The sequence below is a fragment of the Micromonospora sp. LOL_024 genome (assembly GCF_048060415.1).
GTDB lineage: Bacteria > Actinomycetota > Actinomycetes > Mycobacteriales > Micromonosporaceae > Micromonospora.
The window spans coordinates 1-22,335 of sequence record NZ_JBHMIS010000022.1 but is presented as its reverse complement, the minus strand read 5'-3'; the positions used below and the strand labels follow the sequence as shown (position 1 = coordinate 22,335).

Annotated in this window: 16 protein-coding genes and 1 pseudogene; 12 read left to right on the top strand and 5 right to left on the bottom strand. The window is 70.2% G+C overall.

Going from position 1 to position 22,335, the window contains the following annotated elements; translation table 11 throughout:
• Positions 1–24: 24 nt before the first annotated feature.
• Entirely contained in the window at positions 25–5,487 is a 5,463-nt protein-coding gene (locus tag ACFHWY_RS20445; RefSeq protein WP_416581830.1) for a biotin carboxylase N-terminal domain-containing protein, read from the bottom strand.
• Between the two features lie 324 nt (positions 5,488–5,811).
• On the opposite strand from ACFHWY_RS20445, the gene ACFHWY_RS20440 reads away from it, so the two are divergent.
• The 5 genes and pseudogenes from ACFHWY_RS20440 to ACFHWY_RS20420 all read left to right on the top strand — a co-directional run bounded on the left by ACFHWY_RS20440 (position 5,812) and on the right by ACFHWY_RS20420 (position 9,462).
• Positions 5,812–6,033, top strand: a complete 222-nt coding sequence (locus tag ACFHWY_RS20440; RefSeq protein ID WP_416581829.1) for a hypothetical protein — start codon at positions 5,812–5,814, stop codon at positions 6,031–6,033.
• A 168-nt stretch (positions 6,034–6,201) separates the two neighbouring features.
• Positions 6,202–7,587 carry a DEAD/DEAH box helicase gene (locus ACFHWY_RS20435; protein ID WP_416581828.1) on the top strand — a complete coding sequence of 462 codons (1,386 nt, stop codon included), beginning with the start codon at positions 6,202–6,204 and terminating at the stop codon, positions 7,585–7,587.
• Between the two features lie 132 nt (positions 7,588–7,719).
• Positions 7,720–8,091, top strand: coding sequence for a PadR family transcriptional regulator (locus ACFHWY_RS20430; RefSeq protein WP_416581827.1), 372 nt, complete (start codon positions 7,720–7,722; stop codon positions 8,089–8,091).
• Positions 8,088–8,249, top strand: a pseudogene (locus ACFHWY_RS20425) (hypothetical protein); the annotation flags it as partial. The gene ACFHWY_RS20430 and the pseudogene ACFHWY_RS20425, both read left to right, overlap by 4 nt.
• Before the next feature lie 217 nt (positions 8,250–8,466).
• Positions 8,467–9,462 carry a hypothetical protein gene (locus ACFHWY_RS20420; RefSeq protein WP_416581826.1) on the top strand — a complete coding sequence of 332 codons (996 nt, stop codon included), beginning with the start codon at positions 8,467–8,469 and terminating at the stop codon, positions 9,460–9,462.
• Here ACFHWY_RS20420 and ACFHWY_RS20415 read toward each other — a convergent pair whose 3' ends face one another.
• The 3 genes from ACFHWY_RS20415 to rox form a co-directional block, all read right to left on the bottom strand.
• Positions 9,463–11,058, bottom strand: coding sequence for a diguanylate cyclase (locus ACFHWY_RS20415; RefSeq protein ID WP_416581825.1), 1,596 nt, complete (start codon positions 11,056–11,058; stop codon positions 9,463–9,465).
• A 228-nt stretch (positions 11,059–11,286) separates the two neighbouring features.
• Entirely contained in the window at positions 11,287–11,844 is a 558-nt protein-coding gene (locus ACFHWY_RS20410) for a hypothetical protein (protein ID WP_416581824.1), read from the bottom strand.
• Positions 11,845–11,909: 65 nt separating this feature from the next.
• Complete coding sequence (gene rox / locus ACFHWY_RS20405; RefSeq protein WP_416581823.1) at positions 11,910–13,337, bottom strand: rifampin monooxygenase; 1,428 nt, start codon at positions 13,335–13,337, stop codon at positions 11,910–11,912.
• A gap of 543 nt (positions 13,338–13,880) precedes the next feature.
• Between rox and ACFHWY_RS20400 the strand changes: the two genes are divergently transcribed.
• The gene (locus ACFHWY_RS20400) at positions 13,881–17,255 is read left to right on the top strand and encodes an endo-1,4-beta-xylanase (RefSeq protein ID WP_416581822.1); all 3,375 of its coding nucleotides are present in this window, start codon (positions 13,881–13,883) and stop codon (positions 17,253–17,255) included.
• A gap of 109 nt (positions 17,256–17,364) precedes the next feature.
• On the opposite strand, the gene ACFHWY_RS20395 is transcribed toward ACFHWY_RS20400, so the two are convergent.
• A complete protein-coding gene (locus ACFHWY_RS20395) occupies positions 17,365–17,886 on the bottom strand; it encodes a GNAT family N-acetyltransferase (RefSeq protein WP_416581821.1) in 522 nt (173 codons plus the stop codon).
• 58 nt (positions 17,887–17,944) lie between these two features.
• On the opposite strand from ACFHWY_RS20395, the gene ACFHWY_RS20390 reads away from it, so the two are divergent.
• The 6 genes from ACFHWY_RS20390 to ACFHWY_RS20365 all read left to right on the top strand — a co-directional run bounded on the left by ACFHWY_RS20390 (position 17,945) and on the right by ACFHWY_RS20365 (position 22,242).
• On the top strand, positions 17,945–18,523 hold the full coding sequence (locus ACFHWY_RS20390; RefSeq protein ID WP_416581820.1) for a TetR/AcrR family transcriptional regulator: 579 nt from the start codon (positions 17,945–17,947) through the stop codon (positions 18,521–18,523).
• Between the two features lie 151 nt (positions 18,524–18,674).
• Positions 18,675–19,901, top strand: a complete 1,227-nt coding sequence (locus ACFHWY_RS20385; RefSeq protein WP_416581819.1) for a trypsin-like serine peptidase — start codon at positions 18,675–18,677, stop codon at positions 19,899–19,901.
• A 394-nt stretch (positions 19,902–20,295) separates the two neighbouring features.
• The gene (locus tag ACFHWY_RS20380; protein WP_416581818.1) at positions 20,296–20,937 is read left to right on the top strand and encodes a hypothetical protein; all 642 of its coding nucleotides are present in this window, start codon (positions 20,296–20,298) and stop codon (positions 20,935–20,937) included.
• Positions 20,934–21,203, top strand: a complete 270-nt coding sequence (locus ACFHWY_RS20375) for a hypothetical protein (protein ID WP_416581817.1) — start codon at positions 20,934–20,936, stop codon at positions 21,201–21,203. Before ACFHWY_RS20380 ends, ACFHWY_RS20375 begins: the two co-directional genes overlap by 4 nt.
• Positions 21,204–21,286: 83 nt before the next feature.
• A complete protein-coding gene (locus ACFHWY_RS20370) occupies positions 21,287–21,448 on the top strand; it encodes a hypothetical protein (RefSeq protein ID WP_416581816.1) in 162 nt (53 codons plus the stop codon).
• Between the two features lie 29 nt (positions 21,449–21,477).
• The gene (locus tag ACFHWY_RS20365) at positions 21,478–22,242 is read left to right on the top strand and encodes a hypothetical protein (RefSeq protein ID WP_416581815.1); all 765 of its coding nucleotides are present in this window, start codon (positions 21,478–21,480) and stop codon (positions 22,240–22,242) included.
• Positions 22,243–22,335 lie beyond the last annotated feature (93 nt).

The following is a 22,335-nucleotide window of genomic DNA, read 5'->3' as shown; positions in this document are numbered from 1 at the left end:
GCCGGCGGCGTGGCACACCACTGCTCAGGACGGTGACGCCGCCCGCTGAAGGCCACGCTCGACGGCGGCGATGAGCTGTGGACGCAGTTCCTGCGGTCGGATGATGGCGTCAACCGAGCCGACCTCGACCGCGCGCTGGATGCTGTGCACGCCGTCGAACTCGACGGCCACCTCGCCCAGCTTCTCCGTACGGACCGCGGCTCTCATCTCCATCAGCTGGGTGACCAGTGCCGCCCGCTGCCCGTCGGTCGCCGCCGCGACCCGCGTCTCCAGGTCGAGCACGCGCGGATCCTTGGCGGTACGCGCGTTGACGTCGCCGGCGAACACCACCGCCGCCGCGGGTGCCCCACCGATGACGGAGGCGAACGAGCCCTCCACGGCGAGGACCGTCATGTTCGGGTTGAGCATCTTGGAGAAGACGACGAACGCGCCACCGTGGTACCGCGAGACCACGCAGAAGACGATCGGTCCGGCGAAGTTCACGATCGCCCGGCCGATCTCGGCGCCGTACTCCAGCTGCAACTGGCGCATCGACTCCGGTGAGCCGTCGAAGCCGGACAGGTTCGCCAGGACCACCAGCGGGCGGTTTCCGCTGGCCGCGTTGATCGCCCGCGCCACCTTCTTCGACGACCTGGGGAACAGCGTGCCCGCGGTGTAGGTGTCCGGACCGTCGGTGGGCGGGAACCCGCGTCGCGGCACCGACCGGGACTCGATGCCCAGCAGGCACACCGGGATGCCCCCGAGGTGTACGTCCTGGACGACGGCGGTCTCGGCGTCGGCCATGCCAGCCCAGCGTTCCAGGATCGCGTGGTCCTGGTCGGTGAGGGCGCGCATCAGCGTACGGATGTCGAAGGCCTTCTTCCGGTCGGGATTGCGCTCCCGGGAGAAGATCTCGCCGACCGTGGTGAAGTCGCTGTCCGGCACCGCGTGCGGGTAGTCGGAGATGTCGCGGTCTACCGGGTCGACGGTGACGGCCCGGCGCGGTGCGGTCTCCCCCGGCGCGACGTAGGTGTGCTCGTGGTGCGCCATCAGCACCTGGTGAGCGGCCCGCAGGTCTCGGGCCCAGTACTGGGCCTGGCCGTTGGGGCCCATCACCCGGTCGTAGCCGCCGATGCCGAAGTTGTCCTCGGCCGACACCCCGCCGGAGAAGTCCAACGACTGCTTGCCGGTCAGCACCATCGCCGAGTCCGGGGTCATCACCAGGATGCCCTTGGTGTGCATGAGCATCGTGGCTTCGGCGTTCCAGTACGGCTGGGCGCCTACGGTGATCCCGGCGACCACGATGTTGATCTCGCCGCCGGCCTGGGTGAACTCGACGATCCGCTTGAGCGCGGCAGCCACCCAGTCCATGTTCTCGGTGCCCGAACTCATCGAGATCCGCGCCCCGGCCGACAGGGCGAACCAGTCCAGGGGTACCCGCATCCGCTCCGCCAGGTCGAGCGCGGCGATCACCCGCGCGCACTCCGCCTCGGCCAGCGCACCCAGTGCCTTCGTCGGGTCGCCGAGCAGCACCACCCGGGTGACCCCTTCGGGATAGCGCTCGGTCGGGGTGCTCACCACACCGGCGACGATGCCGGCCCGGTTACGCCCCCTCGGTCGGTGCACCGGGGTCAGCTCGCCGGCGTCGTCCAGGTCGTGCTCGGTGAAGCTGCCACGTCGGCCGGCCAGCATCTCGGTCAGCTCGTACGGGTACGTCGTACCGCGTCGACGCGCCGCGAGCACCTTCTGCCGGTAGTCGTCCAGCGGTCGGATCAGCTCGGCGGTCGGCTCGGTCACCGACACCCGCATGCCCTCGTCGTAGGAGATCTGCACCGCGATGTCGGTCAGCTCGCCGCTGGTCTCGTCGCGCTGGCGGCCGAGGAACAGGACCTGCTCCAGGCCCGCGCCGGCCGTGATCGGCAGCACCCGCTGGGCGACGGTGTTCAGCTCCTCGATGCTCAGGTCGTTGGGCGGCCAGACGAAGATGGTGATCCGGTTGGTGTCGAACCGCTTCTTCGCCGGCCGGCGCGACTGGACCTTGCGGATCGCGTCGAGGCAGGCGTCCAGCGCGCCCTCGACGGCGGGCAACGCGAGGATCCGGCCCTCGGTGTCGCGCAGCGGGGTGAGGTCGCGGACCTGGGCCATCGCGGCCAGCCGCTCGTCGGCCGGATTGCCCGGGGCGACGCAGTGGAAGAGGTAGACCTCCTCGTCGGCCGACGGCAGCCGAGTCAGGTCGAAGTCGCGCAGTCGGGGCAGTTGCAGGCGCTGGGCGATCAGCGGATGCAGCCCCCGGATGACCCGGTCCTCGCCCACCTCGGGCCGGAAGGTGAACTGGTGGTGCATCTCGGCGCCGGTGCGCCCGGCCACCGAGATCGTCACCCGGGCCAGCACCTCCAGCAGGTTGGCCTGGTCGAGGATGTCCCGCAGGGTCGCGGCCATCGCGTTGACCTCGGGCTGGTCGCTCCAGGTCAGGTACACGTCGGCGACGGATTCCGCATCGACCAGCCCGGCCACCTTCACCAGGGTCGCGGGCAGCTCGGCGAAGTCGGCGGCCGCCGCCACCAGGCGGAAGCGTTCGCCGTCGCGGTCGTACTCCGCGGTGAAGAACGACTGCCCCGCCACCTCGACCGCCCGGGCGGCGCTCGCGCCGCGGTTGCCGTAGTAGCGCCGGCTGAGCACCTCCAGCATCGGGCCGTGGTCTGCGCCGGTCCGGCCGATGCGCTGGGCGAGCAGCCGAACCAGCGGCTCCGGTGAGGCGACCATCTTGGCGATACGGTCGGCGCGGTCGGCCACGTCGGGGTTGAGGTCCAGATGGCGGAGGTTGCTGCGGACCTCCGCGTACACCTCGGCGCGCTTGCGGCGCAGCATCGGCTGTGCGGCCCATCGGAACACGACACTGCGGGCCAGGTCGCCGACCACCGGGAAACGGAGCTGGGTGGCGAAGATCAGGTGCTCCAGGGCCTGGCCGACCAGCTCGCGCAGCCCTGCGCCGGGCGACGGCTCGGTCAGCCACCGCTGCAGGAACGTCACGATCACCGTGACGTCGGCCGAGGCCCGTTGCTGCGCGAGGAAGATCCGGAACACGGCGTCTTCCAGCTCCGCGGTGCGCTCGAAGTCATCGACCCCGTAGTGGGCGAGCACCCGGGCGAGCCGGTCGCGGAAGGTGTCCGGCAGCGCGGCCCGATCGACGTCGAGGCACTGCAGGTAGGTGTGGAAGTACTCGCGCGGGCTGTGTACCCGGGTGTCCACCCTGCCCTCCTCGCCGGCCGGCCGGTTACGACTGAGTTCGGAGAGGTCCGCGAAGACCTGCAGCAGCTCCACCTCCTGTTCGAGCGGGTGGTGGTGCAGTTCGGCCCGAGCGGCCAGATAGGTGGACAGGGCCCGGCGCTCGTCGCGGGGGTCGAGGTCGTAGCCGAGCAGCAGGCTGCGCAGGTCGCTGATGCCGCGCGCGACCCGGTCCTCGGCGGACAGGCCGGTCGGCTCGGGCGGTAGCTCCAGGTCGACGGAGGCGGACTCGGTGGCCTCGTCCGCCACGTCGTCGCCGACCGGTTCCAGGCGCAGCAGGGGCGCACCGGTCTCCACCTGGCTGCCGACGGAGACCAGGCACTCACGCACCTTCGCCTTGAACGGCGCGCGCAGCACGGTCTCCATCTTCATGCTCTCCAACACGAGCACCGGCGCACCCGTCTCGACCTCGTCGCCGGCCGCCAGCGGGGTGGCGACGACCAGCGCGGGCGACATGGAGCGCAGCACGCCACCCTCGTCGCGGCTGACTCGGTGCGTCACGCCGTCCACCTCGACCAGGTGGATCGGCCCGTGGGTGTCGGTGACGAGCCGGAAACGGTGGCCGTTGACCAGGATCCGCCCGCTGTGCTCGTCGAACCGTTCCAGTTCGGCGTCGATGACGGCGGCCTCGCCGATGCCGACGCGGAAGCGGTGCGGCCCGGTCTGCGCGACGCTCACCCGGTAGGTCGCGCCGCGCAGCTTGAGGTCGATCGGCCGCCCGCTGGTGTGCTGGACCTGCGGACGACCGCCGTGCGCGGTGGAGAGCAGTCGCTGCCGCTCGACGTGCGCCTCGTCCTCGTACGCCTCGATCGCGGCGGCTGCCAGCGCGATGCCGGAGTGTCTGGTGGAGATCAGGCGGCCCTGTGCGCGGACCCGGTCGATCCAGCCGGTGTCGGCGCTGGCGTCGATCACCTCAGGCTGGTCGAGCAGGTCGAGCAGGAAACTCTTGTTGCTGGCGCCGCCCTGGATGATCACGGTGGTCTCGGCGACCGCGCGGCGCAGCCGGCCGAGTGCCTCCTCGCGGCTGCGACCGTAGGCAATGATCTTGGCGATCATCGAGTCGAAGTCGGCCGGAATGACGTCGCCCTCGCTGACCCCGGTGTCCACCCGGACCCCCGGGCCGCTGGGCAGCACCAGGCGGACGATCCGGCCGGGTGAGGGGGCGAAGTCGCGGTCCGGGTCCTCGGCGTTGAGTCGAGCCTCGACGGCGTGCCCGGCCTCGGACGGGATCCGGTCACCGAGGCGACCTCCGGCGGCCACCTGGAGCTGGGCCTTGACCAGGTCGAAGTCGGTGGTCGCCTCGGTGATCGGGTGCTCGACCTGCAACCGGGTGTTGACCTCGAGGAATGCGAACAGCCGCTCACCGGGGTGGTACAGGAACTCCACGGTCCCCGCGCCGCAGTAGTCCACGGCCAGCGCCAGCCGCTCGGCAGCCGCCTTCAACTCGCGGATCTGCTCGGCCGAGAGCACAGGTGAGGCGGACTCCTCGATGACCTTCTGGTTGCGTCGCTGCACCGAGCAGTCCCGCACACCGAGCGCCCACGCGGTGCCCTGACCGTCGGCGATCACCTGCACCTCTACGTGCCGCGCACCGGTGACCAGACGTTCCAGGAAGACCACACCGCTGCCGAAGGCACGCTGGGCCTCCAGGCTGGTGCGGTCGTACGCCTCGGCAAGCTCGGTGTCGCTGCGGACCACCCGGATGCCCCGGCCGCCACCGCCCGCGGTCGCCTTGAGCATCAGCGGATAGCCGATCTCGGCGGCCGACCGCTGAGCCTCGGCCAGGCTCTGTACCGCGCCACGGCTCCACGGCGCCACCGGAACGCCGACCTCCTCGGCGATCAACTTCGCGCCGATCTTGTCACCGAGTTTGCGCATGGCCTCGGCGCTCGGGCCGATGAAGGTGACGCCGTTCTTCTCACAGAGTTCGGCGAAGGTCGGGTCCTCGGCCACGAACCCCCAGCCCACCCAGGCCGCGTCCGCGCCGGTCTCGACGAGCGCCCGGGCAAGGACCCGGTGGTCCAGGTACGGCCGCGCCGACGCGGGCCCGAGGCAGTAGGTGTGGTCCGCCTCCCGGACGAAGGTGGCACCCCGCTCCGCGTCGGTGTAGAGCGCGATGGTCTCGATCGGTGGGGCACTGGTCTCGGCGTTGAGCTCGCGAACAGCGTGGATCAGCCGCATGGCGGCCTCACCCCGGTTGACGATGGCGATGCGGCTGAACACCGAGCAGGCCCTCCAGAGGTTGGTTCCCAGGCACAGGACGCCCCCGGGCGGGGCCCCGCTCACACAACCTTCGCGGCTACCGGCCGGTAAGGAAGACGTGGGAACTGCCACCTTCGGACAACGATAATTGTGTGAACCCTCCAACTCGCCGCGCCTCGCCCCCGCCACCGCGCCCCGGTTGCGCCGCCCATGCCGGTCCGGCGACCGGCGCCGCCGCTCAAAGGTGGACATGACGGTCATGTGGCTGAAATCCCCGTGGCGTCTGCGAAGATCCCCAAGATCGCCCACGTTTCCCTCCCGGACCTGGTGCTATACGGTCGGAGGGTGAGAATCGAGCGCCACTGGTGGAACGGCGACCACACCGTGCGAGGTCGTCGCGATGTGTACATCCGCACTGACGGTGAGTCGTGGGAAGTCGAGGCCCGGACCGGCGGCGGCGCCGGCCGGTCGAAGATCCACCCGTGTCCGGGCCGGAAGTCGGCGGAGATCCTGGCCAGCGCATGGATGGGCGGACAGAGCCGGTGGCGGGTCGTGGCGCCGTCCTGACCGGCGCCGACGCACGCCAGGCTCACCGGCCGTCGGCGGGCAACGGGTTCAGGTAGACTCGTGGCGCGGCCGCCCTGATGGCGGGCCGGGTTCACTGTCCCAGACCACGCGTCGCGGCCGAAACGGTCAGCGCCGGGCGGGACGTTTTCTTCGACGTTCGGAGCCTTCATGGCGGCACGCCGCCCGCAACAGACCACCCCAGCCAGTTCCCCGTCCTTCGCCGACCTCGGTGTGCCCGACGCCCTCACCCGCGTACTGGCCTCGGCCGGGGTGGACCGGCCGTTCCCGATCCAGGCCGCCACCCTGCCCGACGCGCTCGCCGGACGAGACGTGCTCGGCCGGGGACGCACCGGTTCCGGCAAGACCTACGCCTTCGTGCTGGCGGTACTGACCCGACTGGCCGCCAGCACCACCACCCGGCGGGCCGGGCGCCCCCGGGCGCTGATCCTCGCGCCCACCCGGGAACTGGCCACCCAGATCGACAGCGTGATGGCCCCGCTGGCGCGGGCGCTGTCGCTCACCACCATGACCGTCTTCGGTGGCGTCGGCGCCCGTCCCCAGATCACCCGGCTGCGCGCCGGTGTCGACGTGCTGGTGGCCTGCCCCGGACGGCTCGCCGACCACGTCGACGCCGGGCACGCCCACCTGGACGCCGTCGAGATCACGGTGCTCGACGAAGCCGACCACATGGCCGACCTCGGCTTCCTGCCGACCGTCCGGCGGCTGCTGGACAAGACCCCGCGCGGCGGGCAGCGCCTGCTCTTCTCCGCCACCCTCGACTCCGGCGTCGACGTGCTCGTACGCCGATTTCTCACCGATCCGGTCGTGCACAGCGTCGACTCGACGCTGTCGCCGGTCGCCAAGATGACGCACCATGTGCTGCACGTCCAGGCCGAGGACCGGTTCGCAGTGCTGGTCGACCTGACCGCCGCGCCGGGCCGGACCGTGGTGTTCACGCGCACCAAGCGGGGTGCGAAGACTCTTACCCGCCGGCTGGTGGCGGCCGGGGTGACCGCGGTGGAGCTGCACGGCAACCTGGCCCAGGCAGCCCGCGCCCGGAACCTGAAGGCGTTCTCCGAGGGCGAGGTGCGCACACTCGTCGCCACCGACATCGCCGCCCGGGGCATCCACATCGACGACGTGGCCCTCGTGGTGCACGCCGACCCGCCTGTGGAGCACAAGGCATACCTGCACCGGTCGGGCCGTACCGCCCGAGCCGGTGCCGCCGGAACCGTCGTCACGTTGATGACCGACACGCAGGCACCCGAGGTGCGGGAGCTGACCCGCAAGGCGGGCATCGCCGCGACCACCACCCGGCTGCGTCCGGGCGACGCCCTGCTGCACAAGCTCGCCCCCGGGGAACGGGCGTTGGTTCCGCAGCCGCCGGCGCCACAGTCGACCACCACCCGGCACGAGGTGTCCGCGGCGAACGGGAGCCGGGGGCGGCGTGGCGGCAAGCCCTCGCCGAGCGCCTCGACGCAAGCCGTGCCGGCCCGATCCGCGGCGTCCTTCTCGTCCCGCGCCCGTCCGGGCACTCGAGGCGGCAGCCGCTGAGCGTGACGTCGGCGCAAGCGCCGTCACCTGAACGCTGATCCCACCCCGGCAAGCACCGGTCTCTTGCGGCGCGCTAATACCTAGAACTACCATGCCTCACAGTTCTAGGTATTACTCGTGGTGGGAGTTCTCATGAAGGTCACCAAGGATCTCGTGGCCGCCTCGGCCACACCGATGGTGTTGGGCATTCTGTCCGACGGGGAAAGCTACGGCTACGCCATCCTCAAACGGATCAACGAGCTGTCCGACGGCGAGCTGGACTGGACCGAAGGGCTGCTCTACCCACTGCTGCACCGGCTCGAACGCCTCGGCCACGTCGAGTCGAGTTGGCAGACGGTCCCCGGCGAGCGACGCCGCAAGTACTACCGCGTCACCGGCAGCGGCCTGGCGGAACTCGCCGAGCAGCGCCGCCAGTGGGACACGGTGGTGAACGCGCTCAAGGAGATCTGGGACGGCCCCGGCGACGTCCGGCGGTCGACGTTCCCACTCGTGGACCCCGCATGAGCGCGGCGGACAGCCAGGAGGGCCTGGAGGCCCAGTTCGCCCAGTGGCGCCAGTACGTGCAGCGTCGCCCGGCGCTCCAGCGGACCGACACCGAGGAACTGGAGGATCATCTCCGGGGTTCCGTCGACGAACTCGTCGCTGCCGGCCTACGCGCCGACGAAGCGTTCCTGGTAGCCGTCAAACGCCTCGGTGGCCTGGACGACCTGTCCCGCGAATTCGCCCGGGAGCATTCGGACCGGCTGTGGAAGCAGTTGGTGCTGACCGGCAGGACCGACGACCCCGCAACGGACAGCCGATCGCGGCAGGACCTCCTCGCGATGATCATTTGTGCCGTCGGCGCGGCAGTGTCGATAAGGGTGCCGGAACTTTTCGGGGATGAGCCTGGAGCGCGACGGCGCGTTCTACGGGCCCAACTTCGCCCTGTTCGCGCTCCCCTGGCTGGCGGCCTTCCTGGCCTGGCGTCGTCAGACCGGACCGGCGCTGATCGCAGTGCTGGTGGCGTTCTTCGCGCTCGGCGCCGTGGCCGCCAACGCCTACCCGCTCGCCGACGACTCCCAGTCGCTGGTGCTGACCAGCATCCATCTCCCCATCGCCCTGTGGTTCGTGGTCGGTCTGGCGTACATCTCCGACGACCTGCGCTCGTCGCGCCGACGCATGGACTTCATTCGCTTCACCGGCGAGTGCTTCGTCTACTTCGTCCTCATCGCCCTCGGCGGCGGTGTGCTTATCGCATTCACGATCGGCACCTTCGAGGCCATCGGGATCGAGTCGGAGGGCTTCGTCACGCAGTGGCTGGTCCCGTGTGGAGTGGTGGCATCGGTGGTGGTGGCCGGCTGGCTCGTCGAGGCCAAGCAAAGCGTCGTGGAGAACATCGCCCCCGTGCTCACGCGGCTGTTCACCCCACTGTTCACCGCCGCGCTGCTCGCCTTCCTCGTCGCCCTCACCTGGACGAGCACCGGCATCAACGTCGAGCGGGAGGCGCTGATCCTCTTCGACCTGCTGCTGGTCGTGGTGCTGGGACTGCTGCTCTACTCGATCTCGGCCCGCGACCCGCTCGCCCCACCCGGCCTGTTCGACACGGTGCAACTGGCCCTGGTGGTCAGCGCACTCGTCATCGACGTGCTGGTGCTCCGGGAGATCACCGAGCGGATCTCCGAGTACGGCACCACCCCGAACAAGGCGGCGGCGCTCGGGGAGAACGTCATCCTGCTGGCCAACCTCGCCTGGTCGGCGTGGCTGGTGCTGGGCTTCGTCCGGCGGCGAACCCCCTTCGCCGCGCTCGAACGCTGGCAGACCGGCTACCTACCGGTGTACGCCGGCTGGGCCTGGATCGTGGTCCTGGTCTTCCCCCCGTTGTTCAGCTACCACTGATCACGACGTGGCGTGCCGACAGCTCGTCCGGTTCCCGCCCGCCCGCTTCGCGGCGTACATCGCGCCGTCGGCGTGGGCGAGCGTCTCCCGGAGCGTGTCCGCGGAACCGCTGGCGACCCCGACGCTGACCTCCACCCGCCACGTCGTCATGCCGGCCACGGCGGTCACCGTCCGCTGGGCGACCTGCTCGGCGGCCACGGAGTCGGCACCCGGAAGGACGGCGACGAACTCGTCGCCGCCCAACCGGGCCACGAAGTCGCCCTTTCGTACGTTGGTCGTGAGCACCTGCGCGACCGCCCGCAGCACGTCGTCGCCGACGGCATGCCCGAACGAGTCGTTGATGTGCTTGAACTGGTCCAGGTCGACGATCAGCACCGCCACCGACTCGCCGTCACCGGAGGTGGCGGCAGCGGCCAGGTTCCGCAGGAAGTTGTCGAGGCCTCGGCGGTTCGCCACCCCGGTGAGCGGGTCGACCCGCGCGGCCCGCTCGGCCTGCTCGTGCTGCCACCGCAGGATGTCGTAGGACTGCATGGTCACTGCTGCATGCAGCCAGCGGTGCCGCTGGCGCCACAACAGCTCCGCGAGGGCGTCACCGTAGGTGAGGCCCGGCGCGGCGTCGCGCGAACCGTTGTTCGCCAGCAGCACCGCGTGCGTACGGTGCAACGCCGCCGAGACCAGCCAGTCGCTGTCCGGCGACAGGTCAGTGACCGCCTCCTCGATGACGCGCAGCGCCTCGTCCGGCTGCCCCGCACGGCTGAGTGCCACGGCGTGGAACGGCCGGCACAGCAGCAACTCCTGCTGTCGCTGCTCCACGCCGAGTGACTGTAGCCGCGCGACATACCTGGGGATGTCCGCCGCCGCACCGGCCGGGTCCTGACGGTCGGCGCGGGAGCACGCCGCGTACAGCAACGCAGAGAGCCGCCACACCTCCGCCTTGGGTCCGGATGCCTCTGTCACCGCGCGCACCGCGTAATCCTCGGCCACCGTGGTGTGCTTCTCCGCCTCGGTCACCTGACCGACCTGGTACAGCTCCAGCGCCCAGATGAGGTTGAGCTCCGCCAGGTTGCACAGCCACATCGCCCGATTGCCGTTGTCGGGGTACGAGGCCCGAGAGGTCGCCTCGTACGCGGACTGGAACTGGGGCACGGCCAACTCGTAGAGACGCAGTTGGGCGTACCCGATCGCAATGCCGGTGTGTGCGTTACCCGCGATCACCGGATCGGGTTCGTCCAGCAGCAGGGCGGTCTCCGCGCTGGTGAGATCCCGTAGCACCGCCTCGATGTCGTACTCGGCGATGTCCTGGTCCCCGAGGCGCAGCCGCCGGGTGGCCCGCAGCGACAGCGCGCAGGAACGCCAGCCGACGCTGCCCTCCCGCTCCGCGGCGGCCAGCATCAGGTCGGCGGCGGCGATCGCGGCGCGCAGGTCACCCAGCCGGGTCAACGCCACGACGCGGGCGAAGTGCATCGCCGCCGGACCGCCGCAGATCTCGCCGGTGGGTACGCGAAGCGCCGACTCGGCCGCCACCAGCACCTGGGCCGCGCGACCGGACTGGGCCTCCTCGAGCAGGCGCAGGGCACGGCGGGTCACATCGTCCATGCGGTCTCCTCCGCACCACCCAGGGAAGAACAGACCGATGCTACGGGAAGGATTCCGTTTCGAGGGGTCGCGATGGCCGCCGCCGGCTCCGCCCAGGATCGGCGGTGGACCCGGCCAAGCGATGCGCGAAATTGCGGCAGCCGGGACTGACCCGTGGAGGTTGGCCGGCCGCGGACAGTCCGAGCTGCCGCTGGCAGCGGAGCACGAACACCGCGAGCGCCATCGGCGTCAGTCGCGGGTCAGTCCGGGCGGTAGGGCGTCCTCGTCAGGCCCCACCGGCCGGGCATTGACAAGCGGGTTGCGGTGCAGTGCGGCGACCAGGGCGGTGGTACCGCCGACATCGGTCCAGGTGTCGTCCCAGAGTGCGGAGACGAGCCAGGAACGGTCTGCCGGGAAGAACAGATCGGGCAGTACCCCTGCGTCGCCGCGCATGTGACCGGTACGCCAGGTTAGGGCCTGGTCGGGCCCGGCTTCGACCAGCACGTAGGGCCAGTCCCAGTAGAGGGACAGCTTCGGGGCGCCGGGGAAGACGATGTCGTGGGCACCGGTGTCCAGATAGCCCAGCCACCAGGGCTGGTCAGCGGTCTGCTCGGTGAGTTCGTCGACCATGGCCCGTTCGTGGGCCGTGAGGCTGACGCCGTCGGGCGGGTGGCAGGTGGCGTAGGCGTCGAAGACAGGCGGGATAGCCGTGGTGATCGCGAGCCCGAGCGTGGTCTGGCCGGCCAGCCAGGCGACGTCGCCGGCGGTGCCGATCCGCCAGCTCCGCCCGTCCCTGGTGACCTCCATGTGCCCATCCAAGCCGATCCGTCAACCAGGTGGCTCGCCGTCGGCCGAACCGGCCACCGTCACCCTCAGCTGCGGGCGGCGCCGAACCACCTGGGCAGTTGGCCGAGCAGATCCTGCTGGTCGTCACCGACCCACGCCACGTGGCCGTCCGGCCGCAGCAGCACGGCGGGCACGTCCAGCTCCTCGCTGACGTCGACGACGTGGTCGATCCGGTCCGCCCAGCCGGTGACCGAGAGCCGGCCGGTCTGGTCGAGCAGCAGGCCCCGGCCGCCGCGAGTCAGCTCGTAGAGACGCGCCCGCTTGAGCCGTACGTCCCGCAGCCGCCGGCCGAGCAGTTCGTGGCCCGCCCCGAAGTCGTAACGGACCCCGATCGCGGTGATCTTCTCGGTCAGGTACCGGTTCACGTCCTCGAAGTTCATCAGCTCCGATATCAACCGGCGTACCGACTGAGGTCCGGGCTCCGGCGACAGCAGCTCCATCTGGGCGCGGGTGTTCTCCAGCACCTCGGCGGCGACCGGATGCCGCTCGGTGTGGTAGCTGTCCAGCAACCCTTCCGGCGCCCAGCCGTCGATTTCGGCGGCCAGTTTCCAGCCGAGGTTGAACGCGTCCTGGATGCCGAGGTTGAGCCCCTGACCACCAACCGGGGGGTGGATGTGCGCCGCGTCGCCGGCCAGCAGCACCCGGCCGGTTCGGTAGCGCTCGGCCAGCCGGGTGGCGTCGCCGAAACGGGAGAGCCAGCGTGGCGAGTGTGCGCCGAAGTCGGTGCCGGCGTACGCCCGCAGCTGCTGTCTGAACTCGCCCAGGCTCGGCGGGACGGTGCGGTCCTCGGCCACCCCCTCGGCGGGTACGACGACGCGGTACACCCCGTCCCCGATCGGCCCGGCGCCGAATCGGAGCTGGGTCGCGCGGACCTCGGCCACCACGGCGGCCAGCGTCCCCGGCGGCGTGTTCACCTCCATCTCGCCCAGCAGCGTCTCGACCCGGGTTGGTTCGCCGGGGAAGCCGACGCCCAGCAGCTTTCGCACGGTGCTGCGTCCACCGTCGCAGCCGACGAGGTAGCGCGAGCGCAGCGTCGTGCCGTCGGCCAACTCGACCGTCACGCCGTCGTCGTCCTGGCCGAGCCCGACCAGTTCGCAGCCGCGCCGGATGTCGACGCCGACCTCGGTGGCGTGCTCGTCGAGCAGGCGGTCGGTGAGGGTCTGCGGAATGCCGAGGACGTACGGATGCGCGGTGTCCAGCCGCTCCGGTGAGCGCTTGGCGATGCCGGCGAAGAAGCCACCGACCGGATACTGATGGCCCAGCGCGAGGAACCGCTCCAGCAGGCCACGCTGGTCCATCACCTCCACGCTGCGGGCGTGCAGGCCGAGCGCGCGGACGTACCCGACCGGCGCGGTCTCCTTCTCGAACACGAGCGTGCGCACGCCGTGCAACCGCAGCTCGCTGGCGAGCATCAGGCCCGTCGGCCCACCGCCGGCAATGATCACGTCAGTCACGAGAACCAATTCCTCAAGCTGCGGGTCAACCAGTTGCGCAGCGCAGTTCGGCGGCCATGCACAACCCGCGAGACACCCGTGTCCGACAACCGCTCACGTAGTCGAATGACCGGTGTTTCCGCAGGTCCTGGCTTCGGCTGGAGATTCTGCGGCATGACCCCGGCCTTGCCGCAAGGCCCCCGATGCGCTATATGTTGAAAGTGGCCACAACGGTCTGATCAGGCCGTGATTGCCCACTCTACCCCGCACCTGTCGAGCGGCTCCGATCGCGCTGTCCCGCAGGGCGCGCAACCGCCGGACGGTAGCCGCGATCCGTTTACGCCATCGGCTCGACAGGTTTCGCACGCCTACGCCCGGCCACCACCACCCCGGGCACCGGTCACGCCGCTGACGTGCCGCCATCGCCCCGAGGGCTGCCGGTAGTTTCCGGAAGATCTGGCTACCGCGAAGCCCCCGGCATAGCATGCACGCGCTTGGATCCCTCCGGGGAACCGAGGTCAGGGCACACCCCACCGCCGTCCAATTCGCGTAAAGGGATCACCGATGCGCCTCTGGAACCTCTCCCATCGATCACACCGCCGGTCGCGTGCCTTAGCGGCGCTGTCCTCTACCGCGCTCATCGCGGCCATCGTTGCCGTACCCGCCCCGGCCGCCGCCGCAGAGGTTGTCCTCTCCAACGACTTCGAGTCCGGCTCCTACACCCCGTGGGGGCCACGCGGTGACGTGACCCTCGCCATCGTCGACGAAGGCCACGAAAGCGACAACAGCCTCTCGGTCACCGGCCGCACGGCGAACTGGCAGGGCCCGGCGACGAGCGCGACCGCGCTGTTCGAGACCGGTACGCCCCACTCGGTCACCGCCTGGGTGAAGCTGCCGGCCGGCACCGAGGGCACCGCCGGCGTGCACTTCACCGTCGAGGCGGCCCCGGCCGACGGCGGCGACAACACGTACACCTGGATCGGCGGCAACGTCCCGACCACCGCGGACGGCTGGGTGCAGATCGGCGGCGACTACACGCTGCCCGCAGGGCTCGGCACCGCCATCCTCTACGTCGAGGCCGAGGAGGACACTCCGTTCCTTCTCGACGACGTGCTGATCACCGCGCCGGACGGCGGCGGGGGTGGACCGGAGCCGGGCACGGTCGTGATCGACACGGACTTCGAGGACGGGCTGGACGGCTGGGGCCCGCGCGACGGCGGCCCGGGTGCCCCGAGCGTCGCTGTCACCGGCGTCGCACACGGCGGCGTGTCCGCTGCGCTGGTCACCGATCGGGTCAGCCAGGGCGCCGGCCTGGGCCGCGACGTCACCGGCCTGTTCGAGGCGGGCGTCAGCTACGAGTTCAGCGCCTGGCTGCGGTTCGCCGAGGGCCAGCCGAGCGACCAGATCTGGCTCAGCCTCGCCAGCACCACCGGCGACAGCCAGTCGTTCAGCACGCTCGCCCAGTTCGATAACGTCACCAACAGCGGGTGGACGGAGCTGACCGCCCGGTTCACGATGCCGGCCGCCGACAGCGCGTTGCTCTACTTCGAGACGAGCTGGCAGGGCGCGGACGTACCGGGTAACACCAGCGACTTCCTCGCCGACGACATCGTCGTTCGGGTGCCCGAGCCCCCGGTCATCGAGGACCTCACCGGCATCCACGAGACCACCGACTTCCCCGTCGGTGTGGCGATCGACAGTCGGGAGACGGTCGGTGCGCCGGCCGAACTCCTCACCCGGCACTTCAACCAGATCACCCCGGAGAACCACATGAAACCCGAGGCCTGGTACGACGACGAGGGCAACTTCCGCCCGCACGAGCAGGCGCTGGCCATGATGGACTTCGCCCGGGACAACGACCTGCGTGTCTACGGCCACGTGTTGGTCTGGCACAGCCAGACCCCGGGCTGGTTCTTCCAGGACGCGGCCGGCGAGCCGCTGACCACGTCCGCGGCGGACCAGCAGGTGCTGCGCGAGCGGCTGCGTACCCACATCTTCGATGTCGCCGGCTCGCTGAGCGAGCGGTACGGGCCGTTCGGCTCTGCCACCAACCCGCTGTACGCGTTCGACGCGGTCAACGAGGTGGTCAGCGACAGCGGCGAGTACGCCGACGGCCTGCGCCGCAGCGAGTGGTACCGGATTCTCGGCGAGAACTTCATCGACCTGACCTTCGAGTACGCCGACGAGGCGTTCAACGACGTGCACGCGGTAGAGGGCAGCGACCCGGTCACCCTGTTCGTCAACGACTACAACACCGAGCAGAGCGGTAAGCAGGTCCGCTACCGGGCGCTCGTCGATCGGCTGCTCGCGCGCGGCGTGCCGGTGCACGGCGTGGGCCACCAGTTCCACGTCTCGTTGGCGATGCCGGTCAGCAGCCTGGAGACCGCACTGGAGACGTTCGCGGACCTGCCGGTGACCCAGGCCGTCACCGAGCTCGACGTCACCACGGGCACCCCGGTGAGCCAGGCGAACCTGATCGAGCAGGGCTACTACTACCGGGACGTCTTCCGGATCTTCCGGGCGTACAGCGACGATCTGCTGGCCGTCACGGTCTGGGGTCTCACCGACGGTCGCTCGTGGCGGTCCGGCAGCGGCGCGCCCCTGATCTTCGACGACAACCTGCGGGCCAAGCCCGCCTACCACGGGGCGGTGGACGGTGAGCTGCCCGCCCGGCTGCGTACCGCAGACGTCTTCGCCGGTGACGTGCCAGTCACCGACGACGCTCCGGCGGACCTGACCTGGCGCAAGCTCCCGCTGCACCCGGTGGGGGACACCGCGCGGTTCCAGCTGCGCTGGGCGCCGGACCAGCTGACCGCGTACGTCACGGTCACCGACGCCACGGCCTCCGACGACGACCGGGTCAGCTTCGTGGTGGGTGACGAGACGTACCGGGTCTCCCCCCGCGACGACACCGGGGACGTGCCGGCCGTGGTGGCCCAGCGCGACGGCGGCTACCACCTGGTCGCGCACCTGCCGCTCGCCGACGCCGCCCAGGGCGACACGGTCACCTTCGACGTGCGGGTCGGCGACAACGGCGTCACGTCCGGCTGGAACACCCCGGGCGCCCTCGGCACCCTCACCCTGGTGGAGGAGTTGTCGTACCTGGAGGTGCGCGAGGTCGCCACCGGACCGGTCGTCGACGGCGCGGTGGACGACGCGTGGGCCCAGGCGGTCGCGGTGACCACCGACAAGGTGGTCTCCGGCACCGACGGCGCGACCGCGCAGGTCCGCACCCTGTGGCGCGACCAGACGCTCTATGTGCTGGCCGAGGTCACCGACCCGGTGGTGGACGTCTCCGGTTCCGACCCGTGGACCCAGGACTCGGTCGAGATCTACGTCGACGCCGGGAACGCCAAGAACGGCTCCTACCGCTACGACGACACCCAGATCCGGATCAGCGCCGACAACGTCGTCTCGTTCGGTACCGGCGACGAGGCGTTCCAGGCGGGCCGGTTGGCCAGCGCCGTCGTCCGCACCGACACGGGGTACACCGTCGAGGCGGCGATCAGCCTGCTCGAACACGGTGGCCTCGGCAGGTTCCACGGCCTGGACTTCCAGGTCAACGACGCGTCGGACGGCGCTCGGACGGCGATCCGCAACTGGGCCGAGCCGAACGGTGTGGGCTACCAGACCACCGCCCGATGGGGTGTGGGCCGGCTCGTGGCGGGCTCCAACGTCGAGGTGACCCAGACCAGGATCGCCCGGTGGAACTCCGACAGCGGCGGCGGCTACTGCGCCACCATCACCGCCACCAACAACAGCGACAAGGCAGTCGAGTGGTCCGCTGTCGTCGACCTCGAAGGCGACATCTACACCGCGTGGAACTTCGAGCGAGAGCGGTTCTCCGACGGCAACTACCGGATCGGCGGGGTGGGCTGGAACCGGACCCTGGCGGCGGGCGCCAGTACCTTCAGCGTCGGGTACTGCGCCAACCTGTGAGGCCCGGTCCCTGACGCCGAGCCGACGAAGCTGGCGCGGCCGAGCCGGTGAGGTAGGTCCGGTGGCGGGCCACCGCCCAGCACGGGCGGTGGCCCGCCATCGTGCGTCGTCACTCGACCGGGGGCAGGTCGAGGGTCCAGTTCTGACCGACGAGGTCGTGACCGAAGCTGTGGTATGGCTCGCTGTTGGTGAGGGTGAACCCGAATGCCTGGTAGATGCGGCGTGCCGAGTCGAGCGTGTCGACGGTCCACAGGGTGACCCGCCGGTAGCCGGCGTCGCGGGCGAAGATGAGACACTCCTCGACCAGACGGGTGCCGATGCCGTGGCCTCTGGCGGCCGGCGTGACCAGCAGCACACGCAGCTTGGCCGTATCCGGCTGGTCGCCGGCGACCAGAAAGACGCAGCCCGCGCGGTCGCCGTCGACCTCGGCCATCCAACCGGCTTCACGGGTCGGGTCGTGGTGGGTGGCGTAGTCGCCAACGATTCCGGCCACCAGTTTCTCGAAGTCGATGTTCCAGCCGTACTGCTGGTCGTAGACCTCGCCGTGAGCCATCACCACCCAGCCCAGGTCTCCGGGGTTGTCGGCCCGTCGCACGGTGACTCTCGCCAACTGCTGACCTTGCTGGGACATCGGGCCACCCCTTCGAGTCCACTGACACGACTGTTTCAGTGGACGGTACGCTACCCCCGTGCCCGATGAAACGCCTACGGCGTCCGCGCGGCAGGTCGAGCTGCTGGAGAGCGCCTACCGCTACGCGCTTGAGCACGGCCTGGCCGATCTGTCGTTGCGGCCGCTCGCCGCGGCCATCGGCTCCAGCCCACGGGTGCTGATGTTCCTGTTCGGCAACAAGGACGGCCTGGTGCGGGCGCTGCTGGCGCGAGCCCGCACCAACGAGTTGGCGATGCTGGAGCAGGTCGGGCAGCGCACCGGCGAGGCGTCCATCGGGCTGGCGACCGCGGTCGAGCGAGTCTGGACATGGCTGGCCGCCGAGGAGCACCGGCCGCTGTTGCGACTGTGGACAGAGGCGTACGCCCGCTCTCTTGTCGAGCCCGACGGAGCATGGTCCGGCTTCGCCCGCGCGACCGTGCGCGACTGGCTCGCCGTACTGGCCGCATGCCAGCCCCCACCCGAGAGGGACAGCGGCGAGGGCATCGCCCGCCGGACCCTGGCCCTGGCGGTCCTCCGGGGCGCCCTGCTCGACCTGCTGGCCACCGAGGACGAGGACCGGGTGACGGCCGCCGTCCGACACCACCTCACCCTGCCCTAGTTCCGCACCGGGGCGGCGACGACGGGGCGCCACGTCGATGTCCGCCGCACCCCGCAGCGCAGCTTCTGCATCGACGCTCTTGCATGTATCGATCGCCTCGGGTAAGAAGACTTAACACTCGTTAAGGTCCGGTTCCTCGGGAGGAGCGACGATGAAACACGCCCTGCGACGCCTACGAACGGTGGCTGTCACGCTCAGCGCCTGCACGCTTGGGCTGAGCCTGCTGTCGGCACCCGCCGAGGCGTACTCGGTTCAGCCTCTCGCGCCACACTCCGACCGGGCACCCGAGTCGGATCAGTTCACGGCCGAGGGCGTGACGACCGTCGGTGAACTGCGCACCGTCGACAGCTCGCTGTCCTACGCCCGCAGCGGCCGCACCCAGGTCATCCAGCATCCCGGCGCCACGTACGTCAAGGTGCACTTCAGCTCCCTGCGCCTGGCTGCCGGCGAATACGTCACCGTGGCAAGCCCCGACGGCCGGGAGAGCTACCGGTACGACCGCCACCTGAACCGGGCGACCGGATCGGACTACACCACCGACGGACGGTCGGGCTTCTGGGCGATGTCGGTGGAGGGTGACACCGCCGTGGTGACGCTGCACAGCAGCCGCGCCAGCCGTGGCAGCGCCGCGACCATCGACCGGTTCTGGCGCGGCTACGACAGCACGGAGATCGGGCAGTACAACTTCTCCACCCAGTCCGTCTGTAGCACCGACGCCCGCCGCGACGTGGTCTGCTACCGCACCAGCCACCCCACCGAGTACGCCCGCGGCAACGCGGTCGCCCGACTGCTGATCAGCGGCGGCGGCATGTGCACCACCTGGCGGGTCGGCGACACCAACCGCATGCTGACCAACAAGCACTGCTTCTCGACTCAGGCCGCGGTCAGCGGCAGCGAGATGCAGTTCAACTACCAGTGCGCCAGCTGCGGTGGCGCGAACCCCGGCGCCGGCACCAAGGTCAGTGGCGCCACCCTCTACCGGGTGAGCAGTGGTGGCTCCAGCCAGCTGGACTACGCCCTGTTCTCGGTGAACAACTTCGCCGCCATCCAGGGGTTCGGCACGCTCTACCTGGCGACGACCGCCACCACCACCGGCACCCAGATGTACATCCCGGGGCACGGCGACGGCCGCCCGAAGCGCCTGTCGATCTTCGAAGACTCGCAGACCGGCGCGCGTTGCGCCGTTCGGAACGCCAACTACAACACCTGGAACATCAGCTACAGCTGTGACACCTCCGGCGGCAACTCCGGCTCGCCGGTGTTGAACAGCAGCCACCGGGTTATCGCCCTGCACCACCTCGGCGGCTGCCCCTCCAACCAGGGCGCGAAGGCGCACCTGATCTACAACGAGATCGCCAGCCTGATCGACAACGGCTGACGATCGGCCAGGTGGAGGCATACGCCGATCCCGGCGTCCCCGCCAATGCGCGGAGACGCCGGCCACCGCCACACCACCGGTCAGAACAGCCAGGTCGGTAGCTCCGGCCCACCGCGCAGCGGGATCATCGGCTGCGCGCAGGAGCCGGCATCCTGGCCCGGTGCCCGGCCCCGAGCCCCGTCGGACGTCGTGCCGGGTGGTGGGGCCGCAGCGCACCGGGCGCCCGCCGCAGGCACGACGAGATCGATCAGATACGCCTCGACTGCCTCGTCCGCGCAGGCCGCCCGGCCATAGACGAGGTGCCCCCAAGCCCTGGTAGGTGAGCAGTGCGGCGTGCTCGCCGAACTGGTCGGCGGCGCCGACCGCCCAGTTGTAGCGCTCTACCCTCAACCCCGTGCCGTTCACCGTGTCCGACATGGACGACTTCTGGTTCTCCGACTTTGAGGTGACCGGCTCCGGGCTGAACTTCCGCCTGGCGCCACTGTTCTACGTGGTCAACCCGTCGCGCTACTACGACCCGACGAAGCCGAACAACCTGGGCCGGATCGTGGACCTGTGCTACACGAACCTTGCCGGTGGCGACTACTGCAACCAGGCCCGCCAGGCCGGCCAGAACATTGCCTGGGACGACCCGCGCTCGCCGTTCAAGGGCACCCTGCGGAAGTTCCGGCCAGGCACCTCCCAGGTGCAGAACAGCGGCCCGACCACGGTCTACACCGACGTGTACGGCCGCTACGCCTCCAGCACACCGTTCGCCGGCTCCATCCGGCAGTATTTCACGGTAGCCAGAACAGCACGATGTACGTCCGTGGCGCCACCAGGGACTGGTCCGCCGCTGGGGTACACGCCCCGAACTGACGGAAGCCGAACACGTGGACCGGGCCCGCGACGAAAGTGCCATCGCGGGCCCGGTCCACGGCCGCCACAGCTTCCTCCGGCCACCGCAACTCCAGATCGGCGGCAACGGATTGTGGGGGCACCGGCCACGTCAGCGACCTGCGCGCGTCCCTCTCCCGTCGCGGCGGTGACGACATGATTCTGCGCCTGATCCGTGACCTGTCGATCAGCAGCGACGAGTTCCGTGCGATCTGGGCGCATCACGACGTCGCGGTGCGCCGCCTCGACCGCAGGCGCATCCTGCACCCCGAGGTCGGCACCCTCGACCTGAACTGCGAGGTCCTGCTCACCCCCGAGGAGGATTCGAAGGTCCTCGTTTTCTTCCCCGTTGAGGGCACCGACCCGCGCGAGAGACTCGACCTGCTACAGGTCATCGGCGGCCAGCACCTCGGCACCGCCATCTGAACGTGGCCACCCCGCCTGCGCCACCCGGACCATGCGATGACATCGGTTCCACATCGGTTCCCGGCCCGATCAGCCTGCAAACAGTGGCCATGGTCGGCGCGCTGTCGGCGTGCAGCACTCCCCCTCCCAGTCTGGAGGCGGCCTACCAGGCCGAACCTCACCTGACCCGGTTCCACATGGAGTTGAAGGACTCCTTGAAGCTGACCCTGACCGTGACCCTCCTTGGCGTACTACACCGCAGCTGAGCCGAGACGGGATCGGACATCATCGAGGCATGGGCGACCTTGTGATCAATTTGTTGGCGAGCGTCATCGCCGGGACGGCCGTCTGGCTCGCCGGGTTCCTGCTGCGGCGACGCAGGCTGAACCGGGCACGCGCCTTCTTCGGCCTCACCGCCGGAGCGAGCTGCCTACTTGTGGTGTCCCGGCACGCGTCGTCACCGCGCGAATTCAGCGTCCACCGCCGCGACGTCGCCGCGCTGGTGGAGCTGGCGACCATCGCCCGGGAATGCGGCGCGCACGCGGACCGGGTCGGCGAGAACCAGCCGACCGGGGAGATTGGCCGGCTGACCGAGTTCTGCGTCGGCGGCCCCGGCGGCGCCAGCCCGCGCAGCGTCACGCACGTACGCGCGATCCTCCGTGGCGTGACGTACGAGGTCTTCGACGAGGAGAAGCGTCGGCTGTCGTTCACGGTCGGTGGCACCGAGTACGCCCACAGCCCGGAGACCAGCTACGTCCTGCTCGCCCGGTTCTGGGGCCCGGTCGGCGGACGCCCGGTGTTCTTCATCGGCGGCCTGACTGCGGGCAGCAACCTCGCCGCCGCCCGCTACCTGACCACGCACCACCGGGAACTCCGCCGCACCTACGGCGCCGACCGACCGTTCGCGCTGGTGCTGCGCATCACCGAGCCGGCCGCGTACGGCACCGACTTCACCGAGTTGGTCGCCGACGTCACCGACGTGGCGTTCCAGCCGGGCGCTAGCAGAGGGCCTTTCCTTACATGTCCTACCCCGACACCCCGACTGCCGTCGAGTCCGTGAAGTACGGCCGGCCCCGGGAAAGCCCCAGGCCACCATCATCGCCCGCCATACCCGCTCGGCGTCGATACGCGCACCATCAAGCTGCCGATCAGC